This window comes from Paenibacillus periandrae (assembly GCF_022458865.1).
In the GTDB taxonomy this organism is placed as follows: Bacteria; Bacillota; Bacilli; order Paenibacillales; family NBRC-103111; genus Paenibacillus_S; species Paenibacillus_S periandrae.
Genome location: NZ_JAJNMU010000014.1, coordinates 87,150 through 102,124, shown reverse-complemented (window position 1 = coordinate 102,124; position 14,975 = coordinate 87,150). Strand labels below are relative to the sequence as shown.

The 14,975-nt window shown below is 47.4% G+C and carries 17 protein-coding genes; 11 read left to right on the top strand and 6 right to left on the bottom strand.

Annotation, left to right across the window (positions count from 1 at the left end):
• Positions 1-4: 4 nt before the first annotated feature.
• Together LRL21_RS23435 and LRL21_RS23430 are read left to right on the top strand one after the other, a co-directional pair.
• Positions 5-517 (top strand): SRPBCC family protein, encoded by a 513-nt coding sequence (locus LRL21_RS23435; protein WP_240418225.1) that lies wholly within the window; start codon positions 5-7, stop codon positions 515-517.
• Positions 518-683: 166 nt separating this feature from the next.
• Entirely contained in the window at positions 684-1,100 is a 417-nt protein-coding gene (locus LRL21_RS23430) for a VOC family protein (protein ID WP_240418224.1), read from the top strand.
• Between the two features lie 118 nt (positions 1,101-1,218).
• On the opposite strand, the gene LRL21_RS23425 is transcribed toward LRL21_RS23430, so the two are convergent.
• Positions 1,219-2,175, bottom strand: a complete 957-nt coding sequence (locus LRL21_RS23425) for a sigma-70 family RNA polymerase sigma factor (protein WP_240418223.1) — start codon at positions 2,173-2,175, stop codon at positions 1,219-1,221.
• 247 nt (positions 2,176-2,422) lie between these two features.
• Between LRL21_RS23425 and LRL21_RS23420 the strand changes: the two genes are divergently transcribed.
• The 3 genes from LRL21_RS23420 to LRL21_RS23410 all read left to right on the top strand — a co-directional run bounded on the left by LRL21_RS23420 (position 2,423) and on the right by LRL21_RS23410 (position 5,030).
• A complete protein-coding gene (locus tag LRL21_RS23420) occupies positions 2,423-2,857 on the top strand; it encodes an NfeD family protein (protein ID WP_240418222.1) in 435 nt (144 codons plus the stop codon).
• On the top strand, positions 2,857-3,783 hold the full coding sequence (locus LRL21_RS23415; protein ID WP_420832481.1) for an SPFH domain-containing protein: 927 nt from the start codon (positions 2,857-2,859) through the stop codon (positions 3,781-3,783). Before LRL21_RS23420 ends, LRL21_RS23415 begins: the two co-directional genes overlap by 1 nt.
• Positions 3,784-3,983: 200 nt before the next feature.
• Complete coding sequence (locus LRL21_RS23410; protein WP_240418221.1) at positions 3,984-5,030, top strand: hypothetical protein; 1,047 nt, start codon at positions 3,984-3,986, stop codon at positions 5,028-5,030.
• Here the strand turns inward: LRL21_RS23410 and LRL21_RS23405 are convergent, their stop codons facing one another.
• The 4 genes from LRL21_RS23405 to LRL21_RS23390 form a co-directional block, all read right to left on the bottom strand.
• Positions 5,031-5,534 carry a GNAT family N-acetyltransferase gene (locus LRL21_RS23405; RefSeq protein WP_240418220.1) on the bottom strand — a complete coding sequence of 168 codons (504 nt, stop codon included), beginning with the start codon at positions 5,532-5,534 and terminating at the stop codon, positions 5,031-5,033.
• Positions 5,535-5,567: 33 nt separating this feature from the next.
• Complete coding sequence (locus tag LRL21_RS23400; RefSeq protein WP_240418219.1) at positions 5,568-6,077, bottom strand: GAF domain-containing protein; 510 nt, start codon at positions 6,075-6,077, stop codon at positions 5,568-5,570.
• 56 nt (positions 6,078-6,133) lie between these two features.
• On the bottom strand, positions 6,134-6,568 hold the full coding sequence (locus LRL21_RS23395; RefSeq protein WP_240418218.1) for a hypothetical protein: 435 nt from the start codon (positions 6,566-6,568) through the stop codon (positions 6,134-6,136).
• Between the two features lie 127 nt (positions 6,569-6,695).
• A complete protein-coding gene (locus LRL21_RS23390) occupies positions 6,696-8,459 on the bottom strand; it encodes a hypothetical protein (protein WP_240418217.1) in 1,764 nt (587 codons plus the stop codon).
• Between the two features lie 355 nt (positions 8,460-8,814).
• Here LRL21_RS23390 and LRL21_RS23385 point away from each other — a divergent pair, with 355 nt between their 5' ends.
• Both LRL21_RS23385 and LRL21_RS23380 read left to right on the top strand, forming a co-directional pair.
• The gene (locus LRL21_RS23385; protein ID WP_240418216.1) at positions 8,815-9,147 is read left to right on the top strand and encodes a FlxA-like family protein; all 333 of its coding nucleotides are present in this window, start codon (positions 8,815-8,817) and stop codon (positions 9,145-9,147) included.
• 194 nt (positions 9,148-9,341) lie between these two features.
• Positions 9,342-9,743, top strand: a complete 402-nt coding sequence (locus LRL21_RS23380) for a hypothetical protein (protein WP_240418215.1) — start codon at positions 9,342-9,344, stop codon at positions 9,741-9,743.
• Between the two features lie 33 nt (positions 9,744-9,776).
• Here the strand turns inward: LRL21_RS23380 and yhfH are convergent, their stop codons facing one another.
• A complete protein-coding gene (gene yhfH / locus LRL21_RS23375; RefSeq protein ID WP_240418214.1) occupies positions 9,777-9,971 on the bottom strand; it encodes a protein YhfH in 195 nt (64 codons plus the stop codon).
• Between the two features lie 187 nt (positions 9,972-10,158).
• Between yhfH and LRL21_RS23370 the strand changes: the two genes are divergently transcribed.
• The 4 genes from LRL21_RS23370 (at position 10,159) to LRL21_RS23355 (ending at position 14,942) form a co-directional block, all read left to right on the top strand.
• Positions 10,159-12,108 carry a sensor domain-containing diguanylate cyclase gene (locus LRL21_RS23370; protein WP_240418213.1) on the top strand — a complete coding sequence of 650 codons (1,950 nt, stop codon included), beginning with the start codon at positions 10,159-10,161 and terminating at the stop codon, positions 12,106-12,108.
• Positions 12,109-12,436: 328 nt separating this feature from the next.
• Positions 12,437-13,213, top strand: a complete 777-nt coding sequence (locus tag LRL21_RS23365; protein WP_240418212.1) for an ABC transporter ATP-binding protein — start codon at positions 12,437-12,439, stop codon at positions 13,211-13,213.
• A 23-nt stretch (positions 13,214-13,236) separates the two neighbouring features.
• Positions 13,237-14,100, top strand: a complete 864-nt coding sequence (locus LRL21_RS23360; RefSeq protein WP_240418211.1) for an ABC transporter permease — start codon at positions 13,237-13,239, stop codon at positions 14,098-14,100.
• On the top strand, positions 14,097-14,942 hold the full coding sequence (locus LRL21_RS23355; RefSeq protein WP_240418210.1) for an ABC transporter permease: 846 nt from the start codon (positions 14,097-14,099) through the stop codon (positions 14,940-14,942). Before LRL21_RS23360 ends, LRL21_RS23355 begins: the two co-directional genes overlap by 4 nt.
• The last annotated feature ends 33 nt before the right edge of the window (positions 14,943-14,975 follow it).

Below are 14,975 nucleotides of genomic sequence, written 5' to 3'. Positions count from 1 at the left end.
TTTCATGGATAACAATCTGAATCAATCGTTCGAAATTGCATTTACGCGTGCATTCGATGCCCCTCGCGAACTCGTATTTAAAGCATGGACAGAGCTTGGGCATTTCGCGAAATGGTGGGGTCCAAAGGGGTTCACCCTCGAAGTCGTCAAAATGGACGCTCGATCAGGTGGCGAGTTTTTAGGTTTTCAGACGTCTCCTGACGGAGATCACGTTTTGTGGGGGAAATTTGCATACCAAGAGGTTGTCGAACCTGAGAAAGTGGCTTATATCCAATCCTTTTCCGATGAGAAAGGCAATACGGTCCGAGCGCCTTTTAGCGCGAGTTGGCCACTTGAAATTATGAATATCATCACGCTAGAAGATGACGAAGGTAAAACTGTTTTAAAACTGAAAGGTGGCCCTGTGAACGCTTCCGCTGAGGAACAAGAAACCTACAACGGTATGGCTCCAATGCTTCAACAAGGTCTTGAGGGTACTTTCGATCAACTTGCCGACTATCTTGTCTCTCTGAAGTAGAATGCGATTAAAAAATAGGCCAAAAAACGACGTTTTCGAACTTTCTTTCGTACTTCGGTTTACGCTTCCGAATCCATGAGACCGATGAATTCCCGGATCGGCTGTCGTCTATATAAACGAAGGCATAAATGAACACAAACCAATTTGACGAAGAGGTGTTTTGAAAATGGCATTAACGTCCGCATTCACGAGCTTCAACCTGCCTGTAAAAAACGTAGAACAATCGAAAGCGTTCTTCACCGGACTCGGATTCGAACTCAACCCGCAATTCCCCGATAACGAGAATTCGGTAGCTATCGTGATCGGCGACAACCTGCAGGTCATGCTGATCAATCAAGTATTCTTTAATACGCTCACGGAGAAGGAATCCGTCGATACGAGCAAGTATGCGCAGATGACGATCGCATTGGCCTTCGAGAGCCGGGAAAAGGTCGATGAAATCGTGAATACCGCGGTCTCCTTGGGCGGGAAATTGCACGCTGAACCTGAAGATCATGGGTTCATGTATCATTGGGGCTTCGTGGACTTGGACGGCCATCTGTGGGCCATTAACTACATGAACATGGATGCGGCACAAGGTTAAGGCTAACGGAGAGCACGCTCGTACTAGGGTTCAAAAAGAAAGACGCCGGGCATCTTCCCCGGCGTCTTCTTCGCGATGATTAGTTTTGTTCGGTATAGACGTAAGCCAATGACGAAATTCATTGGTCAATTCGCTCAGGCAGCCCAAATCGCGAAAATAATGGCGTTTGAATGAAGTTTTGAACGTGCAGGATTTGATTTTCTTTGGTTTCGATGACGTGGATGCCCCAGGGTACCAGACCAGAGCCCTCTTTGCCCGGCATATACTGGGCCAACGCCGGATAACCGCCATTTACCGTAATGGGCACAAATCGCGAACCTTCGCAATGCCAGCGAGTAAGCGAATAGAAGGCGGACAAATCTTCCTTGCCGCGGATCCACATCTCGAAGGGCGGCATCGACATGCAGCCTTCCTCGTGGAACAACGCGACGAGCGCAGCAATATCGAATTGCTCGAAGGCCTCCACATACCGGGACAGCAACTGCTGCTCCGGTTGAACGTCCATGCTGCTGAGCTCATCCGAGCGAAGCTGCGCCCGGTCCATCGTCTCTCGGGCTCTTTGCAAGGCGCTGTTCACCGCTGCCGGCGACATCGCCAACGTTTCCGCGATCTGCTTGGAGGACCATTCAAATACATCCTTCAAAATGAGTACCGCGCGCTGCCGCGGAGGCAAGGTCTGCAGGAGAGCGATGAAGCACAGTTGAAGGGTATCTCTGCGGACGAGCCGATCCTCCGGATTGCCCCCAAAGTCGGGAGACGGCCAGATCCAGGCAGAGTCCGGCAGCGTGTCGCGCGGCTCGACGATGGCGACGGCCGGGTCGAACAGGTCAACGGGAAGCGCGCGGCGTTTGGATTGTCTCAGCTTGTCCAAGCACAGGTTGGAGGCAATCCGATAGACCCAAGTTTTGAACGAGGAATCCTGTCTGAACGTGCTCCAGCTCTGCCAGACCCGAATACTCGTCTCCTGAACGGCATCGTCCGCATCGTCCATGGAGCCTAGCATTCGGTAACAGAACGAGGTTAAGCCCGGCTTTAAGCTTGCAAATAATGGTTCGTCAAATGCGGTCTCGTTCATCACGGCCTCCCTTAATGATCTCCCCGAAGGGTGGTACCTTCATTATATGCAATGAAGCGGACAGCCTCAATCCGAAAAATAAAGAAAATACTTTATTTTCTCATGACACATGCAACTTGTCGCAATTTGTTGGTAAATTTGCACTGTTTCTCCATAGAAAAGAGGAAAGAAGCTACTTGTTAGCGAATAAACTAGTGTAAGGCACTAATGAACGATAATTAGGAAGGCAAGAGGGGTGGTGTATAAAATGGAATTATGGTCGATCTGGCTCATCATTGGCGGGGTACTGCTGGTTGTGGAGATGCTGACATTCACATTTTACTTACTTTGGCTTGGACTCGGCGCGGTTGTGGCTGCTGCTGTGGCCTGGATAGCTCCTGATGCATTTGTGCTGCAAATATTGGCAGGTTGTTTGACAGCTCTTATTCTCACCTTTTTTACGAAACCGCTCACACGCCGCTTTCGTGCATCGAGAGGATTTAAGGACGTTATTGACGAGATGATTGGCAAGCAGGGGATTGTGCTGGAGACTATCGAACCAGGCAAGCATGGGATTGTGAAGGTCGGCAATGAAACCTGGAGTGCTTCTTCGAATGAACAGCTGTTAAAGGATGAAATTGTCATTGTTGTCGAGCGCGGTAATACAATAATAGAGGTTCAAAAATGGGGAGGTATTTCATAATGGGTGCTACAGTTGCTATTATTATTCTGATTCTTGTCATTGTATTCGTTGCATTAACGGTTAAAATCGTACCGCAGCAGCGTGTTGCTGTTGTCGAAAGACTTGGTAAATATAACAGACTGTTGACGCCAGGACTGAATATTTTGATCCCGATTGTCGATCAGGTTCGTGTACATCACGATTTACGTGTACAGCAGGCGAATGTTCCACCACAAACGGTGATCACGAAGGATAATGTTCAGGTGAAGATCGATACGATCATTTTTTATCAGGTGGTAGGTCCTGAGCAGGCTACGTATGGAATTTCGGATTATGTGTATGGGGTTCGTAATATTAGTACAGCGACCATGAGGCAGATTATCGGTAAGCTGGAGCTGGATGAAACCTTATCCGGACGTGAGAAAATATCCAGTGAAATTCGGATCGCGCTGGATGAAGCAACGGAAAAATGGGGCGTGCGTATCGAGCGTGTCGAAGTTATCGATATTCAACCGCCGCTCGATATTCAAGAGTCGATGGACAAACAGATGAAGGCGGAACGTAGTAAACGTGCGATTGTCCTGGAAGCGGAAGCTGCCAAGCAGGATATGATTCTACGGGCAGAAGGCGACAAGCAGGGGAAAATCCTCAAGGCTGAAGGGGATAAGGAAGCTAGAATTCGTCAAGCTGAGGGCTTGCGCCAAGCTCAGGAGCTTGAGGCATTAGGACAGGCAAAAGCGATCCATGCGATTGCCGAAGCGGAGAAAAATCGGATAGAGCTGCTGCGTTCAGCAGGGCTTGACGAGAACGTGCTTGCGTACCGTTCTTTAGAGACGTTGAGCGAGATCTCCAAGGGACCTGCCAACAAAATATTCATTCCTACCAAAGCTATTGAAACGCTCGGAAGTATCGGGGCGATTGGGGAAATATTTAAAGCAAAGGAGTAACTGGATTTACAGCACAAGATGAAGCATAGGTAATAGAGTCAAGCAAAAAAAGGGCTGTATCTTAACGAGATGCGGCCTTTTTTGTTAAAATTTTTGTATTTTTAGCTATCAGGTTGAATCGTATTTAATAATTCGCTGGAGGTAGTTGATATGGCAAATCCTAAGGATTTAAAGCTTGGTGAAAGTGAGGTGTGTTGTCTATGAGAGTCGGTTCTGCACGAGCTGCTGCGACTGATTGGGTTCTGCAGCATGCCAGCCGAGAGGAAGGGTTTCAAGGTGCGTATTTCAGCGGTTCGACGATCGGATTGTCAGAGGATACAGAACTGCCGGCGGCCTCCGATATAGACGTTGTGATCGTCACCGCACAGGATGAGCCTCGACTTAAGCTGGGGAAATTTATCTACCGCGGCACACTATTAGAGGCTACTTATTTGTCCTGGAAGCAATTCGCCTCGGTCGAGGAGGTTGTGACGTCCTATCACCTGGCAGGCAGCTTTCGTACGGATACGATCATTGCTGACCCTACCGGACATTTGCGCAGCTTGCAGTCCGAGGTATCTCGCCATTTTGCTGATCGGGTATGGGTGCGCCGTCGATGCGAGAACGTTCGGCAAAAGATCGAGCATGGGCTGCAGACTATCGACGTCACAGCCCCGCTGCATGACCAGGTGACGTCCTGGTTGTTTCCGACAGGCGTGACCACGCATGTCCTGCTGGTGGCTGCCCTTCGTAATCCTACTGTGCGGCTGCGCTATCTTGCCGCGCGCAAAGTGCTTATCGATTACGGTCATGATGATCTATATCTGGAGCTGCTGGATTTGCTTGGCTGCGCTCATCTGTCGCCTGAACGTGTTGAGCATCATCTCACTGAGCTTGAACAAACCTTCGACGCCGCTGCGGCCGTGGCCCAAACACCGTTCTTCTTCAGCACCGACATTACCGCTGCGACGCGATCGGTCGCAATCGATGGAAGCCGTGAGCTGATAGAGGCCGGTAATCATCGCGAAGCGGTCTTCTGGATCGTCGCGACCTTTGCCCGCTGCCACAAGATTCTGGCCGCAGACGCCCCGCCGGAACTGTTGGATGCACACCGTCCAGCGTTTCATGCGATCATTAGCGACCTCGGCATCACCTCAACGGCTGCGCTCCTCCGCCGTGCCAAGGATGTGATCGAGTTCTTGCCCCGACTCTGGGATACCACAGAGGCAATTTTATTAGCGAACCCGGACATCGTGACGGAACCATAATTATTCGAGTCTTTTTCCCAAAATAACCAAATCTCTTTCAATCCCATCCAAATTAGCAACCCGCGGCAAATACCCCCATTGCTCAAACTGGAACTTGCGGAGTAGCGCCAGACTCGCCTCGTTATGTGCGAATACAAAACCGACTAAAGTATGTAGATGGAGTCTGGGGGCCTCCTCAATCGCTTTTGCGATTAACAGGCCTCCAAGCCCCTTCGACCTGTAGGACTCGGCGATGTAGACACTGATCTCCGCTGTTGCGTTATAGGCAGGTCTGCCATAAAACGACTGATAGCTCAGCCACGCGACTATTTGCTCCTCATGCTTCACCACCCATAAAGGTCGGAAATCGGGAGAATGCTCCTCAAACCATGGAAGTCTGCTTTCCACAGTCACTGGCTCCAAATCTGCGGTTACCTGTCTCCCGGCTATGGTTGAGTTATAAATGTCGATAATGGCATCCAAATCCTCAAGCTTTGCGTCCACGATCTTGTATTCATTGTGCATGTGTATCCCTCCAATTGTCCAAACAGATAATGATCATTCGGCGGCTTCCTGCCGTTCAATTGCACAATCAGCTGTAAGGCGCTGACAAAACTGCTCCAGATAGTATTGGTCCGTTTCCGTGAACCGGGCTTCTACAGGGCTATCGATGTCGAGCACACCTATAAGCGTGTTGTGGTGGAACAAGGGAATGACGAGCTCTGACCTTGAAGCAGCATCACACGCGATGTGGCCCGGAAACAGATGGACATCATCCACACGCTGCGTGCGTCTGTGTGCAACAGCGGTTCCACATACTCCCTTGCCGTAGGCAATGCGGGTGCAGGCAGGCAAGCCCTGAAACGGCCCGAGAACAAGTGTGTTAGCGTCCTTCAGCAAATAGAAGCCGACCCAGTTGATGGTTTCCAGAAATTTCCCAAGAAGAGCAGAGGCGTTAGCGAGATTGGCGATAAGGTCCGGCTCGTCTTCAATTAAGGCTTCCAATTGGCTCAGCAGCAAGGTGTACCGTTCCTCAGGACTCCCTTCGTAATGCTGGGTTTGAAACATAAAATCGACCTCCTTAGATGGGATTGTACAGCTCATTTGTGTGGGAGAGAGGTTGCTTAGGAACTGCCGTATTTCTTTTTCCAATTTGCCATCCATTCTATAAAAGTTATACCGGTGACTTCCTCCAGAGTTTTGCCGTCTATCGAGTAAGGAGCACCTGCCCGCATCATGGCTCCATGATCATCAGGAAATGAAGTGCCGCCGATCACCTTGCCTTCACAGAGCATGATCGAAACCTTTGTGTTCGAGTGGTATATCTTTTCCAAAGGATGGTGGGAGACTGTGAATCCGTATACGGTTATCATTTTCCCGAAATATGGATCAGGGTCCACCTTTTGAACCCCCCAGGCCTGTTGATAGGGCGTCGACTCCATGGGTCCGGATAGTTTAGCTTTTTCTAACGTATAAGTATCGATTATACCGTTACTTTTCACAATGGCATAACCTTGTGCCTTGACGTAGGCTGCGGCTGTTGTTTCATCAACGTTCATCTCTTTGTTACATCCATTTAGTATTAACGTCAATAGACCAACGAATAGTATCATCCTGTACAATCTCCACATGCTTTTCTATCACCCCAGGCTCGCGATTTCTGACTCTGCATGGTATGGTATGGGATCAGTTGCTATTATCCCCATTTGGGTCTGCATCACCTCTGCGGTTAATGGATTTCTTGAGCTCCGGCTGTTTGAGGCTGGTGGTGGCTTCCTTGGATGGAGCGGCTTCGTTGAAGGCATACAAGGTTTGAATCGATTGCAAATCCTTATTTGAAACTGTCGTAGCGATGACCTCACGTTCACCCAGGTAATGCCGGATTTTGCCGACAAGATGGTCCAGCAAATCGTCCGCTTTATGCATACTGGTCACAAAACGCGGCCCTGCCAAATTGCCCGAACCGGAGCTTGCCTGTGTACTCGTAACCAGTCGGGTAACCAACAGCCAGGGGCTGAAGGAGGTGCGGACGATTGTGTTCTCGCTGCGCGTTGAATCGGTGATCGCCATGCCTACGGACAGCTTGGATTCGGTGTAGGTGCCTTCACCTTGAAAATGAATCAGGTAGCTCGTAAAATGCATTTCAGCCCAGTAGAGGTGGGCAAGAGTTTGGGCCGCGCTGCCGAATATCCACAGTAAAAGCGGAAAATAGATCCCGTCAAACAAGCGGCTCCAGACCAGACCATCGATATACTGACGATTAAGCAAGAATAACAATACGGCAGACAACACAACCAGCACATGACCTGCTATCGCTATGTAAAGCCGCAGCTGCTGAAACATTGGCGGATAAGCAATCTCCTCGTAAACAGGCTGAGTTTCCTGAATGGTGTCACCGACGAAGCAGCCTTTATCCATACTGCCCTCCATATTAAGATTCGGGCTAAGCTCGCGGTAAACCCTATTCGGGAATTCCTTATACCGGAGGTTGGCTAGCTCCATATCTAGAGATCTGAAAAAATCCTTGGGATGTACATTTTCCTGCCAATGCTCGCGGAACTCCGATATTTCGGTCTTTGGCTCATACAGCTCGGAGCGGAATTTGGCCAAGACGATGCTCGCGGCTGCAAGGAGCGGCATAATCAGATACAGCGCAATCAGATGCAGGATTGGATGAAAAGGCGCATCGGGAAATTCAATGCCTTGTCGAAGGGCCAGCTCTCCTGCGCCGGGAACGAGTATACTGAGAACAATCACCCATACGAGAGTACCCTTGCTTCCTAATAAACGAAAGCTGTTCGTATGCTTGGCTGAGAGCTTGTTGAACAGCCAAAGCAGTAATAAACAAACGGCCAGACCCATTCCGAGCCAGCTGCTGAAGGACGATTTGGACAATTGGGTAAGACCCAGTGAGCCGGACAGCAGTGCCAGCCAGTAAAAAAGTAAGGCGATCACGGAATATCCGGTATTTTGAATAAGCACATGCATGAAATTGCGCATGGAGTAGGGCAAAAAGATCATTTTTGGAAATATACTGTAGATCAAGCGATCCAACAGTGTGGAAGGCTCCCGAAACGTAATATTTTTTCTTCCGGTTAGCATTTGATCCAGTTCTTCGGGCTGGTAAACGAGGTTAGCTTCAAAGACATGTTTTTCGCTTCGTGCCACATTGCGGCTAATGCTGGACGGAATACCCCGGCCGACATAGAAGCGGAAAATCTGCATCAAACCCTTGGTTACATATGCGACGCCGCCAGTGATCAAAATCAGGCAAATAACCAGATTCAGCCATCCTGCAGCCTGACCGGTTTCCACCAATTGATTTCGTAAAACAAAAAGCGATAGTACGCCTAATAGGAGGATTATCGTACCGCTTGCCAGATATAGAAGGCCTTCTTGTTTAAACGGATTTTTTATTTGCGGATCGTTAGAGCCATACTGAAATGTCATAGGTTTCCCTCGCTTTTCCACATTGTACCTGATTGGGAATCACTCACAATATACCGTTTATACCCTTGCGTTGTCTACCCGAATCAGCATTTTTGCTCAGGCAAATCACTCAGTATCACTTCGCGGCCAAGGTGGTTTTTGAGCACCATACGCCTCCAGAGCAGCATTGCTGTTATGTTCAATTCTGAATGATTTTAAGTATACTTTCAGCAAGAATTCAGCGAGCGTTCAATTTAAAAATCGATACCTGTAAAGTGGGCTTTCTGAAAAAAACTAATTCTTATGGTCAGCCCGCATCTGACAGCAGGTTTATCTTTACAGTAACTTCATTTTTGCATAGAGAGGGGGAAAACGAATGAGTATAACATCAGTATCGCAAGGCAGTAATTATTCATATTCAACAAGCACCAATGACACGACAAACCTTGAAAAACAAAAGACAAAGCTGGAGCAACAAATAAAGGAGGAAAACGCAAGCAAGGACGATGTAAAAACTAAACAGGCAAAGGTACAGCAATATCAGCAGCAGATCCAACAAATAGAAGCACAAATTGCACAAAAGAAATCGAACTCTAGCAGTGGAAGCCAAGCACAAACTAATACAAAGGATATGACAAGCAATAATAGTAACAATAAGAACATCAATACCAGCACTAATTCTGATAGTAGCATAGATATTCGTATTTAAGCTTAGCGGCTGGACAATAATGTGTGCCTCGCAGCATATAGATTTTCATTCAAACGATCATTCAAGCAATCCTCCTATTGTCGTAGGGGGATTTTTCGTATTGCAGCCAAATCTGTTTTTGACTTCTGGTAAGCACAACCACTTAACGCTGTATTCCCGACATGGTACAATAGTCTAAAGGACAGGTGAGACCGATGAGCGACAAAAAAGCGAAGATGAAAATATCAGAGCTCAAAAGCAAGCTGAATCAGCTGTCAAAGCAGGAAATGATGAAGCTTTTGGTGGAGAGCTATAAGAGAAGTGAAGAGGTTCAGGAGTATCTGGGCTCCAAGCTCAAGGAAGGTCCGGTCATTTTGACGATTTTCCCTAATGAGGATCATAAGGAAAGCACAAGCGTCGTACAGCTGAACGTGTGGAAGAAATGGATGGAAATCCCAGTAAATACCCGCGAGGCCATCGTCGAAAATGTCTGGTGCGGGAAGTGCGCCAAAGCTGTCCTCATTCGCGATTATACTATATATAGTGAACGATCCGGTCTGGTACTAAAAGGCGCGTGCGCGGAATGCGGAGGACAGGTTGCGCGGGTTGTGGATTAATATAAAAACGCCCTTGATCTGGGCGTTTGAGCTTTACTCGATGAGTGGATGGCTGCGGATGGGTAAAGCTCCTAAGGGCGACAAGGGACTGAGTGGATAGAAGGTCAAGCCTTGGCACTTGATACAGGTATGGCTGTAGCAATCGGCCATTTCTTCCATTTGCTCGCTGCACGTATCACAACATTTGGCGGGTAAAGATTCATAAAACTCGGTTGTACGCATTAACATGCGGATCACTCCCTTTGTTCATGATACTACTACTATAGCACGATTGAAAGGCAAAATGTAAGCGCTTTAAAAACTATTTTCCAATTTGTCGAATAAGCGGAAGCAATGATATACTATCGCTGATGAATACACGCTGAAGCTGTCGAAAACCCCCATTATCCCTACAGTCGTGTTAGAGGAGAGCCTGATGAAACTGATCATTTTTATCATCTTGATGCTGATGTACCCGTTATTTTTACGGTTGATTCATATTTCCGATTTGCGAGTCATTCCTCTGGTTGCTCCTTATGCTTTGGGTGTCTTATCGCTCGTTGTTATGATCTCGGGAATCATAGAATTTATTGCCCGAAAATTACGAGACAAGCAGAAGGAGGAGGCTATGAGCATGCACAGCAACAAGTCCAACGACGCATCCATGAGTATTAGCAGCTACCGCTCCTCCTATTATCAACGGGTTGCAGCCATTGTGACTGCAGTAGTTTTGATTGTTATTGTAGCGATAACGTTCCCTTATGCGCAGGTCCCAGGTACGGCAATACAGCCTTTTTTACCTGCCGTTATTGCTGCAGTTTTATTCTGTGAATTGATCACAGCTTATTTGATGCTGAGCGAGTTTCAGGTTACAAGATCACCTGCGTTGCTCGTTCTGGCGATGGCTTATCTGTACACCGGCTTGATTACGATCCCGCATCTCCTTACGATCCCGGGTGTGTTCTCTGAGACAGGACTGCTGAACGCGGGAACTCAGACGGCGACTTGGCTATGGGTGTTTTGGCATGGGGGTTATCCGTTTCTGGTGTTTCTCTACGTGCTGACCGAAGCCAGATTCGGCAACATACGATTAACTCTCAAGCAAGCCAAAATTGGGCTGTGGGCAGCTCTTGGAGCGATCGCTGTGCTATTGGCCGGTTTGACTTTATTGGCGCTAGCCGCGGATCAGCTGCTGCCCCAAATTATTCAAAAGGACAATTTTAATATCCTGATCACCTCAGGCATAGGGCCAGTCGTCTGGATATTGAATTTGCTTGCTTTGGCCAGTCTGCTCTGGTTTGCGAGGGGGAGAACGGTTGTTCAGCTGTGGCTGACGGTTGCCATATTGGCTTCTCTGCTCGATGTCACGTTGACGTTATTCTCGGGAAGCCGTTACAGCATAGGCTGGTATGTGGCAAGGTTAAACAGTATTTTATCGGCTGCACTCGTATTAGGCATACTTTTATATCAAATTCGGATTTTGTATCATCGGATTGTGCAGCAGGAACGGATCTTTCGCACGATTTTTGAATTTGCTGCGGTAGGGATAGCGCGGCTCGACCTGAATCAAAAGCCGTTGGAGGCCAATGAGGCGTTCCAGCAAATGCTTGGACGGAGAGAAGAGGAGCTTCACGCTCAGAGCTTATCCGACTTTACACATCCGGATGATATGAAGAAGGACACGAGAGCTATGAATGAGCTGCTGAACGGGAAGCGGGCAAATTATCAGGTTGAGAAGCGTTACTTACATAAAAACGGCAGCATGGTTTGGGGTAATTCAATCGTCTCCCTGGTGCGAGGATTAGAGGACGAGCCTGAATTTTTTATCGGAATGGTTGAGGATATTACCAAACGTAAGGAGTACGAGGAGCAGATTCGTTTCCAGGCTTATCATGATGCATTGACACAGCTGCCTAACCGTCTCGCTTTTTCGGAAAAGCTGAATGCAGCAACGATAGAAGCAGAGAACACGAACGGGAAGCTTGCCGTTCTGTTCATCGACCTGGACGGATTCAAAAAGGTGAATGATACATGGGGACACGATACGGGTGATTTACTGCTGCAGGAGGTCGCTGCAAGGCTTGTGCAGTGTGTCAAGCCAGAGGATATTGTTGCACGGATGGGCGGCGACGAGTTTACGATGATACTCCCCGATTTGGAGGGAGGCGATTATGCGAACGAGGTTGCGGACGCGATATTGATTACACTCAATCAACCCTTTACACTTAACGGCCACCTGGTTTCGGCAGGAGCGAGTGTTGGAATCAGTCTTTACCCTGAACATGGGGAGGACGCATCGACCTTGATGAGGCATGCGGACATGGCGATGTATAAAGCCAAGGAAGGTGGTAAGAATCAATATGTTCTCTATACATATAGTGAATAGATTCTGTTGTACACAGAGAAATAAAAGGATTGACATCCAGGATGAACCTTGATAGAATAAATTTTATTAAATCTTATTGGAATACTCGGAATTAAACGATCCAGCCAAAAACAACATAATGTCGACCGTATAAACGGAGATATCCCAGACTCGTAGGGATTTCTCTGTTTTTTTATAATATCAGAATTTCTAAGTTTTCAGCGGAGCTGAATATTCTGATATTGCAAGAAAAGCTACATGTAAAACACGGATGTATCTTCACCGAATAGGCTTCGATCAGAAGCTTTTCTTATTTCAACCTAAAGCTGCTTAGAGAGGGAGTGCAACAATGAGTGAAACATTACTGGAAATTAGCCGTCTCAACAAAACGTTTCAGTCCAACAAGGGGTCGGTCCAAGCGCTGCAAGATATTCAACTCAACATTAAAGCAGGCGAGTTTATTACGGTGATCGGGCCAAGTGGGTGCGGGAAAAGTACACTGTTGAAAATTATTGCCGGGCTGGATACACAATACAGCGGTAGCGTGAAGCTTGAAAATCAGCAAATAGTAGGGCCAGGCATAGAAAAAGGGTTTATTTTCCAGGAGCCTCGATTATTTCCCTGGTTAACGGTAGAAAAAAATATTGCCGCCGACCTATCCTTGAAGCATGCCGACATCCGCAAAAAAGTAGATGAATTAATTGAATTAGTTCGGTTAACAGGCTTCGAAAAGTCATACCCGAGAGAGCTGTCAGGTGGTATGGCCCAGCGTGTCGCGATTGCCAGAGCCTTGCTGCGAAATCCGAAGGTGCTGCTGCTGGATGAGCCATTCGGTGCATTGGATGCTTTCACAAGAGCGCATATGCAGGAAGTATTAATTGATATTTGGCAAAAAAACAAGACGACGATGATCTTTGTTACTCATGATATTGATGAAGCCATCTACTTGGCGAATCGGGTCATTATTTTAAAACCGCGTCCTGGCTCTATCCGTAACGTAGTTACCATTGACTTGCCGTTTCCAAGGAAAAAATCGAATGTGTCCTTTCAGGAGCTGCGATTCAAGGTATTAAATGAATTTGAAAAAATCGAAGAGTTAGAGCTGATTGACAGCTCGGGAATTTAAACAACGGTCGAGGTGAACCATTAATGAACAATCATGCCGAAGCGCTCACGAGAGGCAAAGACAGCAGCTCCAAAGCTGCGGATGCTTCACTCACTCCTAATAAATACAAAGAACAAATCAACACGCTCGTCTTAGGAGCGGTGTTACCTGTAGTGCTGCTGGTTTCGTGGCAAATATTAGGCGATCTCGGGTATGTATCGACATTACTATTTCCGACACCACTTCGAATTATGAATGCTTTCACCAAACTGGCTGCTTCTGGAGAGCTGGCTGAAAATTTCAATATTAGTGTATTCCGGGCTTTCTCGGGTTTTCTTCTTGGAGGCGGTCTGGGACTATTGTTTGGAGCTTTGGTCGGTTTGTACCGAAAATCTGAAAGAGCGCTTGACCCATCTATACAAATGATCCGTATGGTTCCGCATCTGGCGGTAGTTCCGTTGTTTATTCTCTGGTTCGGCATTGGTGAAACCTCCAAAATTTTGTTGATTGCCAAGGGGGCGTTTTTCCCTTTATACATTAACACCTTTATTGGTATCCGCAACGTAGATAACAAGCTGTTCGATGTAGCTAAAGTGCTCGGATTCAGCAGGTTCAAGCAGTTTATCCGGCTCGTTCTTCCGGCAGCGCTCCCGAATATTTTGTTAGGCTTGAGAATATCACTTGGTGTTGCCTGGCTCGGCTTGGTTGTGGTGGAAATCATGGGATCTACCTCCGGTATCGGCTATTTAATGTCAGATGCCCGACAGTTTTCTAAAACACCTATCGTATTTGTCGGGATTCTTATATTTGCATTAGTCGGCAAGCTGACTGATTCAGGGGTTCGGCTATTGGAAAGGCGGCTGCTTCACTGGCGCGACAACTATCAAGGGAAGGGGGGAAAAACATGAGTAACCAAGCAGAAGTGCTTAGAAACTCCATAAGCCGGGTACGCCAGCCCGAAGCAGCATGGCTTAACGCGAAATGGCGGGAACGATTGCATATCATCGTTGTTGGCGCCGTTCTTCCGATCATTGTAATCGTTCTGTGGCAGCTTCTTGGTGCATTCGGTGTGATCTCGGCTAACTTTTTACCTACGCCTTTTGCTATTGCGGCTTCGTTTAAAGATCTGTTAGTTAACGGAGATTTGATTAGGCATCTGCAAATTAGTCTTGGCAGGGCTGCAGTCGGGCTTCTTATTGGCGGTAGTATCGGTTTATTGTTTGGATTAGGGGTTGGATTCTCGGATAAGATGGAAAAGCTGCTCGATCCATCCATGCAAATGGTTAGAATGATCCCGCATTTGGCGCTTGCTCCACTGATCATATTATGGTTTGGCTTTGGCGAAGTATCGAAGATTTTCATTATTGCAAATGGCGCTTTTTTCCCCTTATATATCAATACCTTTATGGGTATCCGCAACGTGGACAACAAGCTGTTTGAAGTATCCCGCGTATTGGAGTTCAGTCGAACGAAGCAAATTTTCAAGCTCATATTACCTGCCTCATTGCCTAATATTTTTCTCGGTCTCAGACTTTCATTAGCTCTCTCTTGGCTGGGTCTGGTTGTCGCTGAATTGATTGGATCTCAAGAGGGTGTCGGGTTTTTAATTAATTTTGCCAAACAAAATTCGAATACAGAAGTTATTTTTGTCGGCATCATCATATTTGCGGCTGTCGGTTTACTCGTTGACGTAAGCGTCCGCTTCCTGGAACGGAAGTACTTGCAATGGCGTGAAGGCTTTCAAGGCTGAGCATACAAGCAAGATAAAATTATTTACTGGAGG